This is a genomic window from Amycolatopsis stemonae, from assembly GCF_054781455.1.
The window spans coordinates 81,177-95,681 of record NZ_BAAGUJ010000024.1 but is presented as its reverse complement, the minus strand read 5'-3'; the positions used below and the strand labels follow the sequence as shown (position 1 = coordinate 95,681).

12 protein-coding genes are annotated in these 14,505 nt (G+C 72.3%); 6 read left to right on the top strand and 6 right to left on the bottom strand.

Annotation, left to right across the window (positions count from 1 at the left end; genetic code table 11):
• Positions 1-2 precede the first annotated feature (2 nt).
• Positions 3-3,113 carry an arabinosyltransferase domain-containing protein gene (locus tag ACYVLJ_RS45220; RefSeq protein ID WP_460443361.1) on the bottom strand — a complete coding sequence of 1,037 codons (3,111 nt, stop codon included), beginning with the start codon at positions 3,111-3,113 and terminating at the stop codon, positions 3-5.
• 351 nt (positions 3,114-3,464) lie between these two features.
• On the bottom strand, positions 3,465-4,199 hold the full coding sequence (locus ACYVLJ_RS45215; RefSeq protein WP_460443342.1) for an SDR family oxidoreductase: 735 nt from the start codon (positions 4,197-4,199) through the stop codon (positions 3,465-3,467).
• Positions 4,200-4,220: 21 nt separating this feature from the next.
• Here ACYVLJ_RS45215 and ACYVLJ_RS45210 point away from each other — a divergent pair, with 21 nt between their 5' ends.
• Positions 4,221-4,853 (top strand): class I SAM-dependent methyltransferase, encoded by a 633-nt coding sequence (locus tag ACYVLJ_RS45210; RefSeq protein WP_460443341.1) that lies wholly within the window; start codon positions 4,221-4,223, stop codon positions 4,851-4,853.
• Between the two features lie 52 nt (positions 4,854-4,905).
• Here the strand turns inward: ACYVLJ_RS45210 and ACYVLJ_RS45205 are convergent, their stop codons facing one another.
• From ACYVLJ_RS45205 to ACYVLJ_RS45190, 4 genes are all read right to left on the bottom strand, one after another.
• Entirely contained in the window at positions 4,906-6,804 is a 1,899-nt protein-coding gene (locus ACYVLJ_RS45205; RefSeq protein ID WP_460443340.1) for a S8/S53 family peptidase, read from the bottom strand.
• A 289-nt stretch (positions 6,805-7,093) separates the two neighbouring features.
• On the bottom strand, positions 7,094-8,485 hold the full coding sequence (lpdA, locus tag ACYVLJ_RS45200; protein WP_451988531.1) for a dihydrolipoyl dehydrogenase: 1,392 nt from the start codon (positions 8,483-8,485) through the stop codon (positions 7,094-7,096).
• Positions 8,486-8,534: 49 nt separating this feature from the next.
• On the bottom strand, positions 8,535-9,296 hold the full coding sequence (locus ACYVLJ_RS45195) for a lysophospholipid acyltransferase family protein (protein ID WP_451988532.1): 762 nt from the start codon (positions 9,294-9,296) through the stop codon (positions 8,535-8,537).
• A gap of 63 nt (positions 9,297-9,359) precedes the next feature.
• Positions 9,360-9,764: a nitroreductase family deazaflavin-dependent oxidoreductase gene (locus ACYVLJ_RS45190; RefSeq protein ID WP_451988533.1), complete on the bottom strand. Its 405-nt coding sequence runs from the start codon at positions 9,762-9,764 to the stop codon at positions 9,360-9,362.
• 215 nt (positions 9,765-9,979) lie between these two features.
• On the opposite strand from ACYVLJ_RS45190, the gene ACYVLJ_RS45185 reads away from it, so the two are divergent.
• The 5 genes from ACYVLJ_RS45185 (at position 9,980) to ACYVLJ_RS45165 (ending at position 14,504) form a co-directional block, all read left to right on the top strand.
• Positions 9,980-11,020, top strand: coding sequence for a LacI family DNA-binding transcriptional regulator (locus tag ACYVLJ_RS45185; RefSeq protein WP_460443339.1), 1,041 nt, complete (start codon positions 9,980-9,982; stop codon positions 11,018-11,020).
• Between the two features lie 94 nt (positions 11,021-11,114).
• Positions 11,115-12,248, top strand: a complete 1,134-nt coding sequence (locus ACYVLJ_RS45180) for a beta/alpha barrel domain-containing protein (protein WP_460443338.1) — start codon at positions 11,115-11,117, stop codon at positions 12,246-12,248.
• Positions 12,248-13,060, top strand: a complete 813-nt coding sequence (locus ACYVLJ_RS45175; RefSeq protein WP_460443337.1) for a sugar phosphate isomerase/epimerase family protein — start codon at positions 12,248-12,250, stop codon at positions 13,058-13,060. The genes ACYVLJ_RS45180 and ACYVLJ_RS45175 overlap by 1 nt, the downstream gene beginning before the upstream one ends.
• 51 nt (positions 13,061-13,111) lie before the next feature.
• Positions 13,112-13,777, top strand: a complete 666-nt coding sequence (locus ACYVLJ_RS45170; RefSeq protein ID WP_451988537.1) for an IclR family transcriptional regulator — start codon at positions 13,112-13,114, stop codon at positions 13,775-13,777.
• Between the two features lie 16 nt (positions 13,778-13,793).
• Positions 13,794-14,504, top strand: coding sequence for a response regulator transcription factor (locus ACYVLJ_RS45165; protein ID WP_451988538.1), 711 nt, complete (start codon positions 13,794-13,796; stop codon positions 14,502-14,504).
• Position 14,505: the final 1 nt, after the last annotated feature.

Here is a 14,505-nt window from a genome sequence, read left to right as displayed (position 1 = left end):
CGTCAGCGCGTGGCCGTGGACCCGTTCGGCTGCGCGGGTCCCGGCCCCGGCGACCACCAGCCCCACACGGTCTTTTCCCCGTGCTCGACGTGCGGTGCCTGCCCCTCGGCGTAGGGCTTGATGCGCATCAGCTGGCCCCACGGCTGTCCCGGCTCGCCCTGCAGGTAGCTCGGGACCTCAGGCTGGTCGGCGACTTCTTCGAGCCAGCCGAGCGGACCGCCGTGGACGTTGTTCGCCCAGCCTGCCTCGTCCTGGAGCGTGCCCGAGGTGATCCGGTACTGCGGGACCTCGGAGATGCCGTCGTGCGAGGTCACCGGGTTCATCCGCGGGTAGACGAACGCCGCCGGCCAGTCCATGTACACCGGCGCGTCGCCGACCCGCTGCGTCAGCGTGGTGAACGTCGGGACGCGCGGTGCGGTCACCGCGACCCAGCCGTCGGAGGTCACGTCGTCGTCCTTCGCGACCACGCGGACGAGCGTGGCTTCCTTCGGCAGGTCACCGATCTGGACCCGCTGGTCGGCCCAGCTGCCCTTGCTCGACGGGTCGTTGTCGGACCCGGTGTCCGCGCCCGGCGCGTGCACCTGGTCGGAGTTGACGACCTTGACGCCGTCGGGGGTCTGCTTGCCGTACTCGAACCAGACGCTCTCCGCCTTGCCCGCCTTCGCCGCCACCGAGATCGCGAGCTGCGAGTTCGCCCGGTCCGCCGGCAGCTGGTACCAGGACGTGCGCAGCCGGCCGGTCCGCTCCTCCGCGCCGTAGCTGCTCCACATCGGCAGGGAGTTCGCGCTCAGCCCGTTCGGCGGCTCGTCCAGCGGGTCGTCGCTCGACTTCGCCTTGGTGTGGAACCCGGTGCTGGTCGGGCCGTTGTCCTGGTCGGCGGGCGGCAGTCCCGGGGCGGGCTGCCGCTGCACGACCGCCGCCGTCTGCGCCGGAACCGGCTTGAGCACGCTCGCCGCCGGGTCCTTTTCGACCATCACGTGGTCGGACAGGTTGCCGCTGGTGGTGAACAGGTGCTGCACGTTCGCCGCGCCGAGGCTGTAGCTGCCCAGCTGCTTCTCGATCGCCTTGCCCATGCTGGCGAACTCGAACGCGACGACCACCCCGCAGATCACGACGAGCGAGATCGAACCGAGCTTCAGCGCGCGCAGCCGGCGTTCCTTCGACGGCGGCGGCAGCAGCACCGGCGGCCGGTGCGCCTTGAGGTTCTCCACGAACGCGATCGCCGCCGCGACGGCCGCCGCGAGCAGCAGCAGCGTCGAGAGGTGGTAGCCGTGCAGGGACGGCGCCTTGTCGAACCACGGCACGCCGATCGACGACACGAACCAGTACGCGTTCGGCCCGGTCGCCGCGAGCGCGGCGACCACCAGCAGCCCGGCCGTGAACGCGGCCCGGTTGCGCCGCGACCGCAGCACCGCCGAGCTCGTCGCGAGCGCGGTGAGCGCGGCCATCGCCGAGCCGACCGCCGCGAACGCGCCGAAGTGGTGCGTCCACTTGGTCGGGGTCAGGGCCAGCAGCAGGAAGAACAGCGCGGTGGTGCCGATCAGCCGCCGGGCCGGGCCGAGCGCGGCGCCCTGGATCCGGCCGCGGCGCAGCAGCACGACCAGGCAGGTGCCCGTGCAGAGCATGAGCAGCAGCACCGGGAAGCGGCGCGTCAACGACCCGTCGGCGTTGTCGGAGAACAGCAGCTGGTACCGCGAAAGCTCGCTGTACCACGGTTCGTTCGGGCCGACCTTGCCGCGCAGGCGCGTCGCCTCCAGCACCGTGGCGACCGTCTGGTCGGCGAACACGACGACGAGCACGATGAACCCGGCCGCCGCGATCGGCGCGAGGACCGTGGCCCAGCCGGACTTGCGCACCCGCGCGCGCAGCAGCTGGAACAGCGGCCGCGCGGCCACCAGGAACGGCGCCACGGCGATGAGCCCGGTCGGGGTCGCGGCGAGCGCGAACGCGGCGGCGAGCAAGCCGAGGCACAGCGGAAGCAGGCGCCGCGTCACGAGGGTCCGTTCGACCGCGCACAGCGCGAGCAGCGAGCCCAGTGCGGCCCACGGTTCGGGGCGCACGCCGTCGTTGAACGGCAGCCACCAGACGAGGAACACCATCGCCGCGGCCCAGCTCGCCGCCGGGCTCTGGCGGACCTGGGTGCCCAGCCGCGGCATGACCTCGCGGCTGATCAGCAGCCAGCAGACCGCGCCGATGACGAACGACGGCAGCCGGATCCACGGCGGCACCGTCGACACCGTGGTCATCAGCTCGGTGAGGTGGTCGTTCCAGCCGAACGGCGCTTCGGCGACCCCGAACCACCGGTGGTAGTTGGTCAGGTAGCCGGTCTGCGAGGCCACTCTGGCCATGGTCAGGATGTAGCCGTCGTCCGAGGTCACCGGGCCGATGAAGACCCAGGCGCCGAGCACCCCGAACACCGTGAAGTCGCGCTTGGTGAGCTTCCACCAGCCGACCGGCGCCCAGCGGGGCGCCCTTCGCGCGCCTCCGCGGTCGAGCCGGTTCACCGCGAACAGGCAGCCGATGAGCGCCAGCACCCCGGCCACGCCGACCCCGACCTTGAAGCCGGTGGGCGCGGACTGGTAGCGGGTGTCCGGCGTGATCGACACGTGCAGCCCGGTGATGGGGTCGCTGGCCGAAGTGATGTCGGTGTAAATCCCGACGACCCGCGGGCGTGAGTCGCCCGTCTCGTCGAAGACCGGGGTGCCGGCGACGGTCAGTTTCGTGTCCGTCGCCGAGGAGGAGAACCGGACATCACAGCCGGTCGCGGGCAGCGGCTGGTTGGCGACCTGCTGGCCGCGGTTGAACGCGGTCAGCACCCCCTTCTCCACGCGGAGGAACACGCCCGCGCCGTTCCCGGTGCGCGCACCGGGAACGCTCGAGAACAGGTAGGCGCCGCCGGGTTTGCGCGCGTCGAGCGCCTGGATCGTCCGGCACGGCAGGTCGACCTGCATGTCCTGCGCCCAGTAGCCGGTGAGCGGAGCGTTCACCGCGCGGGTGTCCGCGCCGACCGGCCAGGTGATCTCGGCGGTGTCCTGCACCACGGGCAGCAACGGGCAGGCGATCGCGCAGGCCGCCGAGAACAACCCGAGCACGACCACCAGCCAGCGCCACAACCCGGTGCGGGAGCTGGAATCCCTTACGGGGTCAGGGCGTGGCTGTTCTTCGCCGGTCACTTCTTCGGAGACGACTCCGGGTGACCCACCGACCGTCCACACCGGGCGGACGCTATCACGCTGCCCAGGCCATCCCCGGGGCCCCTGCGCGCGCGGTCCGGATTCCTTTCCACCATGCGGATTTCCGGCCGGGCCACTACCATCGCGCGCGACCCGAACGGGTGAGCGGAGCCGGAAATACCCTGGTCTGCCGGGGAAATCGGGTTTCCGGTGAACTCCGTGCGAACTTTCCGTTGCGGTGGACCGAGTTTGTGAACACTGTGTTTCCGGATGCCCCGCGCACCCGGCCGGCTAGCCCCGGCCGATGAACGGCATGGTCGTCGCCGTGATGGTGAGGAACTGCACGTTGGTGTCGAGCGGCAGCGCGGCCATGTAGCGCACGGCGTCCGCGACGTGCCGCACGTCGAACGTCGGTTCGGCGAGGACGCGGCCGTCGGCCTGCGCAATTCCGGCGGCCATCCGCTCGGTCATCTCGGTGGCCGCGTTGCCGATGTCGATCTGCCCGCAGGCGACGTCCCAGGCCCGGCCGTCGAGCGAGATCGACCGCGTCAGGCCGGTGACGGCGTGTTTCGTCGCGGTGTAGGCGACGCTCGCGGGGCGCGGGGCGTGCGCGGAGATCGAGCCGTTGTTGACGATCCGGCCGCCGCGCGGGTCCTGGTCCTTCATCAGCAGGACGGCCTGCCGGGCGCAGAGGAACATCCCGGTGAGGTTGACGTCGACGGTCCGCTTCCAGTCCTCGACGGACAGGTCGGCGACGGTCCCCGCGGCGCCGATGCCGGCGTTGTTGAACAGCAGGTCGAGCCGTCCCCACGCTTCGCGGACGGTGGCGAAGAGGTGCTGCACGGAGTCCTCGTCCGCGACGTCCGCCGGAACGCTGAGCGCGTTCTCGTGGCCGCCGGCCGTCTCGGTGAGGGCGCTTTCGCGCCGGCCGGCGAGGGCGACGCGATAGCCGTCGTCGAGCAGGGCCCGCGCCACGGCCCGCCCGATGCCCGACCCGGCTCCGGTGACCACCGCCGTTTTCGGCATCACGCCTCCTAGACTGCGCCCATGGGACTTCGCGAAAGTTTCCAGGCCGGCCTCGCCCGGCAACTCGGCCACCCTAGCGGCCTGCGCGGGCGGATCGTGGGCTCGATGCTCAACGGCCGCAACCGCGAGGCGGTGACGCGGGCCGTGTCGGCCCTCGGCCTGACCGGCGGGGAGACGGCGGTCGACGTCGGCTTCGGCGGCGGTCTCGGCCTCACGCTCCTGCTGCGCGAAGCGGGGGTGGTGCACGGCGTGGACGTCTCGGCGACGATGCTTTCCCGCGCCCGCGCCACGTTCCGCCGGGAGATCGCCGCGGGGCGGCTGCGGCTGCACGAAGGCTCGATGACGGCGTTGCCGCTCGAAGCCGGTTCCGCCGACGCGGTCGTCTCGACCAACACGGTGTACTTCGTCGACGACCTCGGCGCCGCGTTCGCCGAAGTCGCGCGGGTGCTCGCGCCGGGCGGGAAGTTCGTGCTCGGCGTCGGCGATCCGGACCTGATGGCCAAGTCCGCGATGCTGACCGGCAACGGCTTCCGGATCCGTCCCGTCGCCGAGCTGGAAACCGCGCTGGACGCCGCCGGGCTGGCCCTGCGCGACCACGTCCGGTTCGCGCACCGGGGGCTCGGCTTCCACCTCCTGGTCACCGGCCCGGAATGACGGAACGGCCCGGCGAGCGCGCTGCTCGCCGGGCCGTCCGGTGCGGTGCCCCTTACTTGGCCGCCACGCCCAGCGCGGCGAGCGCCGGGCCGGCCATGATCACGCCGTTGCCGGTCACGGTGTCGAACCCGGGCGCGCCCAGGTCGATCGCGCTCGAGACCAGCGCGCTGCGGATCTCGGCCGGGGTCGCCGTCGGCTTGCCCGAGAGCAGCAGCGCCGCGATGGCCGCCGCGTGCGGGGCCGCCGCCGACGTCCCGAAGAACGGCTGGAACCCGGTCACCGACGTCGCCACGCCGTCGGCCGCCGTGATGTCCGGCTTGGCGCGGGTCGTGCCGCCCGTCGAAGACACGTTGCCCGGGGTGATCGCGGTGCCGTCGGCGTTGTAGAACAGGTGCCGCTTGCCGTCGGAGCTGAAGCGCTCCCACTTGCTGGCCGCCGTGAACAGGCCGGGGTACGGGCCCGCCGGGTTGGCCGGGTCACCGGTCTCCAGCGGCCGGCCGAACGCCGGGCCGGCCGGGGCCGCCGCCACGCTGAACGCGTTCGCCGCCGCCGAGTGGCCGTTCGTGACCCCGTTGGTGCTGAAGGCCTTGAGCGAACCCGAAGCCACGAACCGGCCGCGGATGACGTTCAGCGCGATGAACCGGTCGGCGCCGCTGTACTTGACCACCGCGACCTTGTAGCCGGAGCCGGTCGTCGGCACGTTCGCGATCTCGTACGGGTTCTGCGAGCCGGACTGGCTGTTCTCGCTGGAGGCCACGACGCTGCCCGAGGAGTTCAGGATGAACAGGTCGTAGTCGTTGGCGGACTTGCCCCACGGGTCGGACCAGAACAGCGTCACCGGCTTGCCGAGCGAGCCGGCCGAAAGCGCGTCGAAGTTCTGCGTGGTGCTGCTCGGGTCGAAGTCGTGCGGGGTGCCGGTGACGCCGCTGATCTTCGTCGAGGAGGCGCGGAAGTCGCCCTCGTAGTAGCCGCTGGTGCCGTCGGTCGCGTTGCCCGAGTTGCCGGCCGAGGAGAAGTACAGGACGCCGGCCGCGGTGACGTCGTTGACCGCCTGGGCGACCTGGGTGTCCTGGAACGGCGACTCGTCGAAGTAGGAGACGTCGTCGACGATGACCTGGCAGTGGCCGGTGGTGCGCAGCGCGCGAATGTTAGCGGCGAAGCTGGCTTCGCTGGTGAACGCCGTCGCGAAGCCGAGGGTCGCGTTCGGCGCCAGGTCGTGGACGATCTCGAGCATCGCGGTGCCCTCGTCGCCGCTGCCCTTCTGGCCGGAGAGGACGTCGACCGCGGGCAGCTCGCCGGCGCTCTGCGACTTGGCCAGGGAGTCGACGCCGTCGGAGAGCACGCAGACCTTGATGCCGGAACCGCTGACGCCGTAGGTGGTGCGCGCGGTGTCGGCACCGTGGGCCTTGTCGCCTTCGGACACCTGCGTCGCGGCGGCGGCCCGGGCGGCCACGTTCGCGCGGGCGTCGCGCTCGGTCCAGGTCATCGCCTGCGAAGCGGGCTTGACCTCGGCGACGTCGGCGCGGCCGGCGATCGCGTCCACGGCGGACAGCGGCAGGTCGGCGCGGATGGCGCCGTCGGGCGAGGCGTAGCGGACGGTGCCTCCGGCGGCCTTGACCGCGTTGGCGACGGCCTGGTCGCGCGTCGCGGCGATGTCGACCGAGACGGTGCCGGCGGTGCTGACGCCGACGCCCGAACGGTAGTCGGGCAGCTTCGCGGCCAGGGTCCGGTCGGCGCGCAACCGCTTCTCCACGACCAGCTGGCTCGATTGCTTGCGCTCGGCGGGGGTCAGGCTCTTCTTGATGCCCTGCAGCACGTTGATGCCCGCCTCGGTGCGCGCGGTCGCGGCGTCCACCGTGGACGGCTGAGCTGCCGAAACCCCCGTCGTCAGCAGCAGCGCGCCGACGGTCAGCGGAACCGCGTGCGCGGCGACCCGGCTGAATCTCACCATCGAATTTCTCCCTGAGGCACTCGGCCGTATGACACCCAACCGGGTGTAATGGGGAGAATCTAAGGAGTGACTTCGCGGTGGTCCACCGACCAAAGTCGGGAACGTCCGGTTGCCCACATGCTGGAACGATCACGGAAACGTGAGAACTGTTTTCTTCCGCGCCCGTGCCGCGTGGCGGCCGCGGCACCGCAGGGCGCCTGGCCCGGCGTGCGGCTCCGGCAGATCGATACTTCGCGTTACCTTGAGGTCAAGGCAGCCGGTTCCGCACACCGGGCGGCGCGTTGCCGCGCTAGAGGTTGATCATGTGCCCCGCGAGGCCGTGCACCGCTTCCTTCACCGCTTCACCCAACGTCGGGTGCGCGTGGACGTTCCGCGAAACCTCGTGCACCGTCAAATCCCACTGCTGGGCCAAAGTCAGCTCCGGCAGCAGCTCGGTCACGTCCGGCCCGATGAGGTGGCCGCCGATCAGTTCGCCGTGGCGCGCGTCGCTGATCAGCTTCACGAACCCGCCCGCGTCGCCGAGACCTTGGGCCTTTCCGTTGGCCGTGAACGGGAACTTCGCCACCCGGACGTCGAAACCCTTGGCACGCGCCTGTTCCTCCGTCCAGCCGAAGCTGGCGATCTGGGGCTGGCAGTACGTCGCGCGCGGGATCATCGGGAAGTCGAGCTCCATCGTCTCCGCGCCCGCGATCGTCTCCGCCGCCACCACGCCCATCGACTCGGACGCGTGCGCCAGCATCAGCTTCGCCGTCACGTCGCCGATCGCGAAGATGTGGTCCACGTTCGTGCGGCCGCGGCCGTCGATCGCGATCGCGCCGCGGTCCGTCAGGGCCACGCCCGTCTTCTCCAGCCCGTAGCCCTCGACGCGTGGCTGGAAACCGATCGCCTGCAGCACCTTGTCGGCCGTGAGGACCTGCTGCCCGTTCTTCTCCGAAGAGACCGTCACCCGAACCGACGGGCCGGAGTCGTCGATCGACTCCACCCGCGTCGACGTCAGCACCTTGATGCCCAGCTTCCGGTAGCGGCGCGCCAGCTCCGCCGACACCTCCGCGTCCTCCAGCGGCACCATGCGGTCGAGGAACTCGACGATCGTGACGTCGACGCCGTAGTTGTGCAGCACGTAGGCGAACTCGACGCCGATCGCGCCCGCGCCGGCGATCACGATGCTGGACGGCAGCTCGCTCGAGAGGATCTGCTCTTCGTAGGTCACCACCCGCGAGCTGCGGGACGTGCCCGGCAGCAGGCGGGTCGTCGCGCCGGTCGCGATGATGCAGTGGCCGAACGTGATCCGCGACCCGTCGACCTCGAGGGTGTGGTCGTCGACGAACGTGCCGTGCCCGTCGAACTCGGTGATCTTGTTCTTCTTCATCAGGAAGTGCACGCCCTTGACGCGCCCGTCGGCGACCTTCCGGCTCCGCTCGTAGGCGGCCGTGTAGTCCACCCGGATCGGGCTGTCGGAAGAGATCCCGAACGCCGCGGCCTCCTGCGTCACCACGTGCGCCAGCTCGGCGTTGCGCAGCAGCGCCTTCGACGGGATGCACCCGACGTTCAGGCAGACGCCGCCCCAGTACTTCTCCTCCACCACCGCGGCGCTCAGCCCCAGCTGCGACGCGCGGATCGCCGCCACGTAGCCGCCGACCCCGGCCCCCAGCACGACGACGTCAAAGTGTTGTGCACTCATGTGCCCGAAAGTACCCCTTCCGGGGTCGCCGAGCGGGGTGACGCGGGCCTCAGGCCGCGGCCGGGCGCGTCTCGCCGCGGATCGTCTCGAGCAGCGCCGTCACCGCCGCCATGATCCGGGCCGTCGCCTCCTCCAGCACCTCGCGCGTCAACGGGCGGTCGCGCAGGTCCGACAGGTCCACCGGCGGCCCGGCCACCAGGTCGACCGTCTTGCGCGGGAACCCGCGCGGGACCCACGCCGTCGACGGCAGCAGGTGGTGGGTGCCCCAGTTGGCCACCGGGATCACCGGCGCGCCGGTCTCCAGGGCCGCGCGCACGATGCCGGTTTTGCCGCGCATCGGCCAGCCGTCCGGGTCCTTCGAGAACGTGCCCTCGGGGAAGACCGCGACGCACTCGCCGTCCCGCACCGACGCGACCAGGTCGCGGTAGGCCTCCGCGGCCGTCGCCGCGCCGCGGTAGACCGGGATGTGCCGTCCCGAGCGCATCACGCGGCCCACGACCGGCAGCTTCCACAGGGAGGCCTTCGCCAGGTACCGCGGCACGCGGCCGGCGGCGAGGCAGAACGCCGTCAACGTCGTCGGGTCGGCGAACGACAGGTGGTTCGACGCCACCAGCACGCCCCCGGTCTTCGGGATGTGGTGGGCGCCGCGCACCCGGAAGCGGGTCGTCTGGACGAGGAACTGCCAGACCACCTCGATCGCGAAGCTGTACCAGGCGCCCCGGCCGGCGCGGGCGAAGCGCCGGCCGTAAGCGATCATCTGGCGTCGGGTGAGGAGCTCACCTTCGGTGTCCAGGGCGGTCCAGCGGTCCATGACCGTCATTCGTAGCCGACGACCGGCCGGATCGGCCCTCGCGCACGCGGAACGCGGCGCAGATCACAGTCGCTCGAGAACCACGACAGGAATCTCGCGGTCCGTCTTCTTCGCGTAGTCGTTGTAGTCCGGCCAAACGGCGGCCAGCTTCTCCCACAGCTTCGCGCGCTCTTCGCCCTCGGCCGTGCGCGCGCGGGCCTTGAACTTGTCGGCCTTGACCTGGACGCCGACCTCGGGGGTCTCGACGAGGTTGAAGTACCAGCCGGGGTGGTTCGGCGCGCCGCCCTTGGACGCCACGATCACCGGGTTGCCGTCGACTTCCTGGTAGATCAGGGCGAACTTGCGCTCCTGCCCGGTCTTGCGGCCCTTGGTGGTCAGCACGAGCGTCGGGACGCCTTCCTTCCACTCGTGGCCGACTTCGCCGTCGGTCTCCTCGTAGCGGCGGACGTGCTCGTCACCGAACAGCATGCGGGTTCCTTTCACGGTCGATCGGCAGTGGCGTACCCACTACTTGAACGTTCTCCTTGTTTGCAACACACTCTGCGCCGCCGATCTTCCCCGCGCGTTCACTCGAACGGGTCAGGTCCCCCGGCCAGCGGCTTCTCCGGGCCCACCCCCCTCCCAGTAGATTGCACCGACCGAGCACGCCGAGACACTCGAGACCGATCTTGGAGGAGCCAGCCATGAAGGCCCGGCCGCACGTGACACTCGAAGACGTGGCACGCAGCGCGAACGTCTCGCTCGCGACGGCGTCGCGGGTGCTCAACGGCACCGCGTCCGTCCGCGCCGATCTGCGGGAGCGGGTGTCCGCCGCCGCGGCCGAGCTGGCTTACGCCCCGAACGCGCACGCACAAGCACTCGCCGGCGGCACGCACCGCACGGTCGGCGTGATCTGCCACGACGTCAGCGATCCGTACTTCGCCGCGATCGCCGGCGGGGTGATGCGGGTGGCCACCGACAACGGACTGCTCGTGATGCTCGCCGGGACGTTCCGCGACCCGGACCGCGAAGTCGCCTACGTCTCGACGCTGCGCGCGCAGCGGGCCGCGGCCATCCTGCTGATCGGCTCGGCCTTCGAAGACCGGGCGTGGGAACGCGCGATGGCCGCCGAACTGGAGCCCTACCGCCGCGGCGGCGGGCAGGTCGCCGCGGTGAGCCGGCACCGCGGGCTCAAGATCGACACCGTGCAGCCGGACAACAAGGGCGGCGCCGCGGCCCTCGCGAAGGCGTTGGCCGGGCTGGGGCACAAGCGGTTCGCCGTGCTCGCCGGGCCGCGCCGGCTCAGCACCGTCATCGACCGGCTGGCCGGGTTCACCGACGCGCTCGCCGAACACGGCATCAGCCTGCACGAAGACGACGTCGTCGAGGCCGCCTTCACCCGCGACGGCGGCTACGAGGCGACGAAGCGGCTGCTCGCGGGCCGCAAGCGCAAGCTGCCGACCTGCGTCTTCGCCGTCACCGACGTGATGGCGATCGGCGCGATGACGGCGTTGCGGGAGGCGGGCCTGTCCGTGCCCGGCGACGTCTCGGTCGCCGGGTTCGACGACATCCCGGTGGTCCGTGACCTCGCGCCGGCGCTGACGACCGTCCGGCTGCCCCTGGAAGAGCTGGGCGAGCGCGCGATGGACCTGGCGATCAAGGGATCCGCGGGCACGCGGCCGCGGACGGTCCGGCTGTCGGGCGAAGTCGTCCTGCGCGAGAGCACGGCTCGCCCCAAGCGCTGACCGCGCGCACACCCGGTCGGGCCTTGTCGTGCTTCGGCACAGGCCCTACCGTGGAATCGGGAAAGCGCTTTCTGACTGACGCGGAGGTTCTCCGATGCTCCTGCTCCCGGTCCCCGGCGGCGGGCTCGTGAACTGGTCACCGTCCGGGCCCCCGCTCCCCGCGTCCCCCACCGCACCACCGGCGTCCCGGATCGCCTACGCGGCCGCGCACGTCGTGGCGGACGCCCTGGCCGGCGAGGCGGACACCGTCGACTGGGACACCACGCTGGCCTTCCGCGAACACCTCTGGTCGTGCGGCCTCGGCGTCGCGGAGGCGATGGACACCGCGCAACGCGGCATGGGCCTCGACTGGGCCACCACTAAGACGCTCGTCGCCCGCACCGGCGCGATCGCCGCCGGGCGCCGGTGGTGCGCCGGCGTCGGCACCGACCAGCTGCCGGCCGGCCCGGCCACCCCGGCGTCCATTGTGGACGCCTGGCGCGAGCAGCTCGACCTGGTCGGCGGCGCGGGCGCGATCCCCGTCGTGATGGCCAGCCGGGCGCTGGCCGCGGCGGCCCAGGGCCCGGAGGACTACCACGCGGTGTACGGGAAACTGCTCTCCGAGGCGAGCGGCCCGGTTCTGCTGCACTGGCTGGGCGAGCAGTTCGACCCGGCGCTCGCGGGCTACTGGGGTCACGACGACGTCCGCGCGGCGGCCCGGGAGCTGGCCGCGTTGTGCGCCGAGCACGCGAACACCGTCGCCGGGGTGAAGGTCTCGGTGCTGGACGCCGAGGTCGAGACGGAGTTCCGGCGGGCGCTGCCGGCCGGCGTCGCCTGCTACACCGGTGACGACTTCCACTACCCGCGGCTCATCGCGGGCGACGACCACGGCCACAGCGAGGCCCTGCTCGGTGTTTTCGACCCGATCGCCCCCGTCGCCGCGGCCGCGCTGGCGCGCCTGGACGACGGCGACCGCGCGGGGTTCGAAGCGGCGCTCGAGCGCACGGTGCCGCTGGCCCGCGAGATCTTCCGCGCCCCGACCCGCCACTACAAGACCGGCGTCGTCTTCCTCGCCTACTTGAACGGTCATCAAGCGCACTTCCGGATGATCGCCGGGCAGGAGTCGGCGCGCACGATCACGCACCTCGCCACGCTGCTGCGGCTGGCCGACGAGGCCGGTGTCCTCGCCGACCCGGACCTGGCCGTCGCGCGGATGCGGCCGCTGCTCCAGGTCGCGGGGGTGGCGTGATGGACCCCCGGTTCAGCCTCAACCAGATCACCACCAAGGCCTGGTCCCTGCCCGAGGCGGTGGCCGGGTGCGCCGCGGCCGGCGTCGGCTGGATCGGGCTGTGGCGGGACAAGGTCGCCGAGACCGGAGTCGACGAAGCCGCGCGCCTGCTGAAGGAGCACGGCGTGCGGGTTTCGTCGCTCTGCCGCGGCGGGTTCTTCACCGGCGTGACGCCGGAGGGGTCCCCTGTGGACGGTGTGGCGCGGACCCGGGAGGCGATCGACGAGGCCGCCGCGCTCGGCGCCGGGGTCCTCGTGCTGGTCGTGGGCGGGATCGCGAACCACGACCTGGCCGCGTCGCGGCAGCACGTCGCGGACGCCGTGGGCGAGCTGGCGCCCTACGCCGGGGAGCGCGGGGTGCGGCTCGGCCTGGAGCCGCTGCACCCGATGCAGTGCGCCGAGCGGTCCGTTTTGTCCACTGTGGACCAGGCGCTGGCCGTCGCCGCCGAGCACCCGGCCGAGCAGGTCGGGGTGATCGTGGACGAGTTCCACGTCTGGTGGGACCCGCGGATCGAGGAGTCGATCGCCGCGGCCGCCGGGCGGATCGCCGGGTTCCACGTGTGCGACGTGCTCGTGCCGCTGCCCGACCCGCTGCTGGGCCGCGCGCTGCCCGGCGACGGCCCGATCGACCACCGCCACCTGCGCGCGGCCGTCGAAGCCGCGGGCTACACCGGCCCGATCGAGGTCGAGGTGTTCAACGCCGGCCTGTGGGCGCGGCCGGGCGCGGAGGTGCTCGCCGAGACCGTTGCGGCGTTCGAGCGACACGTGGCCTGACCGGTCCGGCCGCCGGTACGCTGGGTCCGTCAGGCGGACGGGGGTCGCTCGATGAAGGCGGAAGACGACGGCGCGGTCCGGAGCGTGCTGCGCGCGTTCGACCTGCTCGCCCTGTTCACCGAACGCCGCCGGACCTGGGCGGTCAAGGACCTCACCGCGGCCAGCGGCCTCGCCAAGACGACCGTTTTGCGCCTCGTCGCCACCTGTGAGCAGCGCGGCCTGCTCTGGACGCGGCCGGACGGGCGGGTCACGGTCGGGCCCGGGATGCTGCGCTGGGCGCAGCTGGCGAACACCGCGTGGCAGCTGCCCGAGCCGGTCCGCCAGGCGTTGCGCGAGCTGGCGCGGGACTGCGGCGAGACGGTCAACCTGTACGTCCGCAGCACCGAGGTGCTCGTCTGCGTCGCCCAGCAGGAGGGCTCGCGGGCCATCCGGCACGTCGGCCGGGTCGGCGACGAGCTGCCGCTGCGGTGCGGGGCCGCCGGGCAGGTGCTCGCCGCCGCGGCCGAGGGGCCCGCGGTCAGCCACGGCGAGCCGGAGGAAGGCGCCTCCAGCGTCGCCGCGCCGGTGTTCGACGCCGACGGGCGGCTGCTCGCGGCCCTGGCGGTCACCGGGCCGACGACGCGGTTCACCGAAGCGGCCGTGGCGCGGTTCGGCGTCGAAGTGACCGAGGCCTCACACCGCATTTCGCGGATCGGTTTCGGTGCGCGGCCGGAGTAGAACGTAGGCTCCCCGCATGCCGAACCTGCTGGTGGTGGAAGACGACGCGGCGATCGGCAGCGTGCTCGAATCGACCCTGCGACTGCACGGTTACCAGGTGTGCTGGCGCCGGGACGGCCGGACGGCCCTGCAGGCCGCCGAGTCCGGTGAGTTCGACCTCGTGCTGCTCGACCTAGGCCTGCCCGACCTGGACGGCGTCGAGGTGTGCCGCCGCCTGCGGGCCGCGCTCCCCTCGACGGTGCTGGTCATCCTCACCGCCCGGCAGGAGGAGATGGACGTCGTCGTCGGCCTCGACGCCGGCGCCGACGACTACCTGACCAAGCCGATCCGGCTGGGCGAGCTGCTGGCCCGCGTGCGGGCGCACCTGCGCCGCGGCGCGCCCGCCGGGGCCCGGCCGCCGGTGACCGTCGGCGGGCTGACCGTCGACATCGCCGGCCGCCGCGCCACCCTGGGCGGCCGCGAGGTCGTGCTGCGCGCCAAGGAGTTCGACCTGCTCGCGCGGCTGGCCGAGCAACCCGGGGTCGCGGTCAGCCGCGAGACGCTGATGTCCGAGGTCTGGGACGCGCACTGGTACGGCTCCACCAAGACCCTGGACGTGCACATCGCGGCCGTGCGCCGCAAGCTCACGGCCGCGGCCGGCCCCGGCGACGAGGTGCCCCGGATCGCCACGCTGCGCGGTCACGGGTACCGGCTGGAGGACCCCGCCCGGACCCTCGCCGAAGGGTAGC

What these genes read in the sequence shown, in the direction of transcription:
- ACYVLJ_RS45215 (WP_460443342.1), bottom strand. Translation starts at nt 4,199, where the DNA reads ATGCCGAAAACGGCGGTGGTCACCGGAGCCGGGTCGGGCATCGGGCGG.
- ACYVLJ_RS45210 (WP_460443341.1), top strand. Translation starts at nt 4,221, where the DNA reads ATGGGACTTCGCGAAAGTTTCCAGGCCGGCCTCGCCCGGCAACTCGGC.
- ACYVLJ_RS45205 (WP_460443340.1), bottom strand. Translation starts at nt 6,804, where the DNA reads ATGGTGAGATTCAGCCGGGTCGCCGCGCACGCGGTTCCGCTGACCGTC.
- lpdA (WP_451988531.1), bottom strand. Translation starts at nt 8,485, where the DNA reads ATGAGTGCACAACACTTTGACGTCGTCGTGCTGGGGGCCGGGGTCGGC.
- ACYVLJ_RS45195 (WP_451988532.1), bottom strand. Translation starts at nt 9,296, where the DNA reads ATGGACCGCTGGACCGCCCTGGACACCGAAGGTGAGCTCCTCACCCGA.
- ACYVLJ_RS45190 (WP_451988533.1), bottom strand. Translation starts at nt 9,764, where the DNA reads ATGCTGTTCGGTGACGAGCACGTCCGCCGCTACGAGGAGACCGACGGC.
- ACYVLJ_RS45185 (WP_460443339.1), top strand. Translation starts at nt 9,980, where the DNA reads ATGAAGGCCCGGCCGCACGTGACACTCGAAGACGTGGCACGCAGCGCG.
- ACYVLJ_RS45180 (WP_460443338.1), top strand. Translation starts at nt 11,115, where the DNA reads ATGCTCCTGCTCCCGGTCCCCGGCGGCGGGCTCGTGAACTGGTCACCG.
- ACYVLJ_RS45175 (WP_460443337.1), top strand. Translation starts at nt 12,248, where the DNA reads ATGGACCCCCGGTTCAGCCTCAACCAGATCACCACCAAGGCCTGGTCC.
- ACYVLJ_RS45170 (WP_451988537.1), top strand. Translation starts at nt 13,112, where the DNA reads ATGAAGGCGGAAGACGACGGCGCGGTCCGGAGCGTGCTGCGCGCGTTC.
- ACYVLJ_RS45165 (WP_451988538.1), top strand. Translation starts at nt 13,794, where the DNA reads ATGCCGAACCTGCTGGTGGTGGAAGACGACGCGGCGATCGGCAGCGTG.